Origin of the sequence: Caballeronia terrestris (assembly GCF_001544515.1) — a bacterium.
Lineage (GTDB): Bacteria > Pseudomonadota > Gammaproteobacteria > Burkholderiales > Burkholderiaceae > Caballeronia > Caballeronia terrestris.
In genome coordinates this window covers 1-4,714 of record NZ_FCOL02000170.1, presented here as the reverse complement: position 1 = coordinate 4,714, position 4,714 = coordinate 1, and the positions used below count along the sequence as shown (strand labels likewise).

The following is a 4,714-nucleotide window of genomic DNA, read 5'->3' as shown; positions in this document are numbered from 1 at the left end:
AGCTTTACCATCTACAGCATGCCGCATAGCGCGCGGCTGACGGCGACACGTGTCGCACCCACATCTCGACTCTACCGAACTCGGGAGTCCGCCGCGGCGGCGCAGAGTGCCGTGTCCGAGAGGCCGGCGGCACGCTCCCCTGGAACTGACGCACCGGCACGTGTGCGCCTTGACTTGAAGTCGGTCGTAGGCCTTCCGACGGGTCCCCGAGGCATTGCCGCATTACATATCGCATGTCTCCAGCAAGTTCAGCGACTGCACGGCAACCGGGCAGCGCAGCGTCTGGCTCGAAGCATCCAAACACCATCCCGCGCGGACCCGATCGCTAGAGAGGCCCTAGCATCCACGCCCCGCGGTACCGGCATACCGCCCGACGCAGCGGTTGACGCGGGTGCCGAGCGGTATGCCGACGCTGGGAACGCGGCGTCAGGACTCGCCCGTCCTTCGCTCGGGGGCGCCGCGATGGCCGTCGGCGCACCGGCGAAAGATCTTGCCAGCCTTCCTGCTACGGGGCGGGTCGTCGACCGAGTCGGGTTGTCACCGTCGGTGGTTGCGCTCGACCCGCTGCGATCAAGCAGCAGCGACGCGCAAGGATCCCTTCAGCGTCAGCCAGCAAACGAAGACCAGCGGGCCAAGATCGCGAAGGCGATTCACTCCGGCCAGTTTCTCGATGTTGCGGATATTGACAATCTCTCGCAAGCCAATGACGAGGAGAAGGTCGCTCTCTCGCAGATCTGCATCTCGGGTGGTTATGTTGCGCCGCAGGACGCCACCGCCAAAGTCTTCTCGCTATGGTCTTCAATGGGCGATCGGCTGCCGGGCGTCGCCAGCGCACATCTGAACGACTGGGATGGCGCCACGCATTTCTCGCCCTCGCTAATGACTCTTGCGCCGGTCAAAGATGTGCAGGATGCGTTCCAGGCCGCGGTTCGCGCCGTCGCCGAAGCGAACCTGAACGCAAACGAGGATTTCGTCGAGCAGCGCAAAAAGCGATTCGCCTCCACCGGGGACCCGTCGGCGAACATCGGCCAGCAGGCCGACCTGCGTCACGCAGTTCAGGGCATCGCGTGGCATGCTTGGGAACTGCGTCAGCAGCAGGCGCGGCTCGGCCAGATTGAGGTCGGCTACGAGTCACAGAACCTTGGCTTTGGCGATGCTGCGGTGAAGTTCAATCCGGCCCGGCGCCCGCGATTCGGACGCACGCTGTTCAGCACGCCAAGGGCGAAATGGGAGGATCTGAAGCCGGTCTGGGACGATACCGAAAACGAACTGACACGAATCGGCAATGAGTACCCCGAGGTCTACGAGGCTGGCATTGGCGACGGATCGGCGTTGCTCAATCTTTCGCGGGTCACGCCGGAGCACTTCAACGAGCAGGCGCTAAGGCAGCTGGATGCGCTGAAGAAACGGATTGGCGATGTCCGCAGCCTGATCGAGGACGGTTCGCTGAACCTGCTGGAGCTTGGCGTGCTCGACCAAGCGGTGCTGTCTGGAACGCAGCGTCCCCCCGGCCGGGCGTGGACTGGACAATTCGAACACTGGGGCGCTTCGAGACTGGTCGAACAGCATAAGGCGGACAAAGCTCAACTTCCGGCGATGCTGAAGGTAATCGAGGTGACGGCGCTCGTCCTTGGAACCTTCGCTGGCGGCATCGGCAGGTTCGTCGCGGCGGGGGTAGCGGTCGGCATCGAGGCGTTCCAGGCGGGCCAAGCCGCTGGGGAAGCGGGACCATTGGAGAAAGCTTCCTCGGTGACGCCGCTGACCGGATCCGGACTTGTTTCACGGGCTCAGGCCGACGAGAAAAAGTCCGAAATGGTTGCCCGTATGGTGGAAGCGATCATCAATGCCTTGATGTTGGGCGGCGCCGCGATCGCCGAGGGTTTCAACGCAATCCGCCTTCGTGTCTTGGTGACGGATCCCGCGCTGCTCGCCCGCCTCAGGCAGATGGTCGCCGATGAGAATCTGCTGATTGACCTATTGAAAAAAGCTGGAAATCCGACGGCTTTGGAAGCGCTGCTTGAGAAGGTACCAGCCGCTCGCCTAGGTACGCTGCTCGACAGCGTCGGCAATCCGCAGCTGTTGCGTGAGCTTCTGGAGGAGTGCCCCGATGTCGATCGACTGAGCCGCCTGACGGGCTACGTCCCTGAGCCGACGCAACTGAAACAACTGCTTAGCGCGATTTCAAAGGATGACCTCGACAAGCTCGAACGGGTGCTGCGGCAGATCGCCCAGCCGGGGGCGGGAAGCTTCGTCCTGGAAGTCGGTGCCGAACTGGAGGCGGCGACCGACAGCGTGATCATTAATCCCGGGCGAAAGACAATGTCTGTCGCCAGACTGCGTGAACTCAAGCCCGACAACCTGGTCATTGCAACCGGCGCCGAAAGCATTCCCTTGCCGGACGGTTGCGCGCGGCTGATCAAGGGACAAAGGTTGCCCAACAGCATTGACTGGGATACCGCAGCCAGCCAGTTCAAACGTGTGCTCGCGCCAGGCGGACAGATTTCGATCGTCGTCTACGGGCCACCCGCGCGGCTGCATAGCTCGCTGGTCCGGGAGGGCTTCAGGGTCATTTCGCCTGCCGACTCGCCGCTGGTGGAAGCGATCAAGCCGTAACACCAGCCGGCCGGAAGATTGACGCTTGCGCAAGCTGTCGGCCGGCTGATATCTGGTGATTTCTCGTTATTGCACTGCACCAAGCCAGAATGCGGCCCCTTTCTAAGATATTCCGGCGTTATGTTAAGCAGAAAGGGGCTTTCAAAAATCGATAGCTGACTACGGTTATGTGCAGTGCAGCAGGCGGTTTAGACGGCCTTGTGCAAGTGCGTAACGCTCGCAGCAGAGGTAGCGGGTTGCGGCTCGGACTCCTCGAACATATTTTTGGCACGATCTGGTGGCTTGTCTTGATCGGGGACAATCCGTGCGACCGTCTGCTCGAGGGTTTCGTCAAAGGAGTGACGGAAATTCGCAAATCGATGAAAGGCAGGGAATATGACGCCCGGTGGTTTGGCCCCTATTGGCGGGCCGTCGGGCTGTCTAAACGATAGAGAGGTCCTGTTATCCGAACACCAATGACGTATCAGTGTGTCACCTGCAGGACCATATTTGACAACCCGGTTTTCGAAATTGTGCGGGAATGGGAGCGGGTAGACTACGCCGAGGGGATGCCGTGTTTCGACATAGAGTCGAGCGAGGCGATCGAATGCTATTGCTCATCAGCATGTATGGATGCGCGCACCCCAGAAGTTATGAAACGAGAGAACACTCCTATTTGTCGTCCGGGGATAGGACCGATTGAGCTCTGCGCTCGATGCCAAGGCGTGGTGGACATGTCGCATTTCCATCTGACCTATCTGAAATCGAAGGGCGTCTGGAAAGACGGCGAATTTGACACGCCAGAAATCGACTATCTCGCCGTGCTTTGCCGATCGTGCGCGCCGAGCAGCAGCAAGGTCGTTTTAGGGCGTGGTCGAAGCCGGTGACGTCCGGTGAGGGCACGCTAGGGCAGGGCACCGCTTGCCGCTTTCGCCCACATGGCCGACCGTTTCCACACGCCAAGGGTGGGTAGCGGGCTTGCACGGCGGACGCGGGATTACCGAGAGAGCGGGCGAAAAGAAGCCCGCCGAAGCGGGCCCAAGGCCAAAACTGAGAAGACGCCCCCGAGGGGACGCAATTTCAGGATAGCGGTTATCACGGGCGAAGTGCGCGGATAACAGAGGGAAAGCGGCCCACAGGAAAATGGGGTTAACCCAGGGGCCTAACCCGCCAATCCTCCCATCGAAGCCTTAGCGGGCTAACTAGAGGGTATGCCGGAGAGCAAGGACGCCTCTGCGCGGAGGCCAACAGAAAGAAGCCCGCCGAAGCGGGCAATAAGAGGACTGTGATCTACAACGCGTCCCGGCGAAGGACGCATCCCTAGGTTACTCGTAATCGATAACGCCAAAAAAGAAAGCCCGCGCAGCGCTTACCTGGCGGGCAATCCATCACGTCCGGGGCGACGCGAGGGAGACCGTTTACCGTTTTAGCAGAGATGCTCAGCAATGCAAGTGGCATTCGCTATCCCGGTAGTTACAAAGCCAGTTCAAAACCAGTGGTTTACGGTCAGGTTCTAGCCCGTATTTTCCCTAGCCTTTCTGTCAAATCTTTTTGACAAAATATCTGTCTTGCTTTGCACATCCCGGAGGGCCTATGTACTCGGAGAGCCGGCTGGACGATATCGACAAGGGAACGGAGTGGTGGGAATCGCTCTCAAAGGCTGACCGCGCGGAATGGTTTGCCAGAGTAGGCACCACTCGTCCTGCAGACGCCTGGGATGCCTTCAAACGCGCTCGCAGGCGTGGTGATTCCATGGAGCCAGAGCTTCAGCTAACCGAGGATTTGCGCAGAGGAATGGATTGGTGGAAATCGCTCTCGGAGGAGGAGCGCGCGGACTGGTTCGAAAAAGTCGGTACCCACCGTCCTAAAGATGCCTGGAATGCCTTCAAGCGCTCCCACGGTTACGTGGATGGCGGTAACAACCAAGATAACGGGCGAGCGGCCGCTCGATGAAAGACTCATCAGCGCGTTCATGCATCCGGCAATCGCTCGACGCGCACATGCCGCAAGGTTTCTGCTGGCCGTGGCCGCACGACGTGCTCGCCAATCGCGAAGCGCCGCCGCGGGTCGTAATGCTCGATGACCTTCTTGACGGCGCGCTTGGCATCCTGTGCGCTGATGC

At 60.4% G+C, this 4,714-nt stretch carries 2 protein-coding genes; both read left to right on the top strand.

The annotated features are described in order from the left end of the window. Nucleotides 1-462: 462 nt before the first annotated feature. Nucleotides 463-2,613 carry a class I SAM-dependent methyltransferase gene (locus AWB67_RS34550; RefSeq protein WP_125477816.1) on the top strand — a complete coding sequence of 717 codons (2,151 nt, stop codon included), beginning with the start codon at nt 463-465 and terminating at the stop codon, nt 2,611-2,613. Nucleotides 2,614-4,185: 1,572 nt separating this feature from the next. Next, a complete protein-coding gene (locus AWB67_RS34545; RefSeq protein WP_087660441.1) occupies nt 4,186-4,545 on the top strand; it encodes a hypothetical protein in 360 nt (119 codons plus the stop codon). Nucleotides 4,546-4,714: the final 169 nt, after the last annotated feature.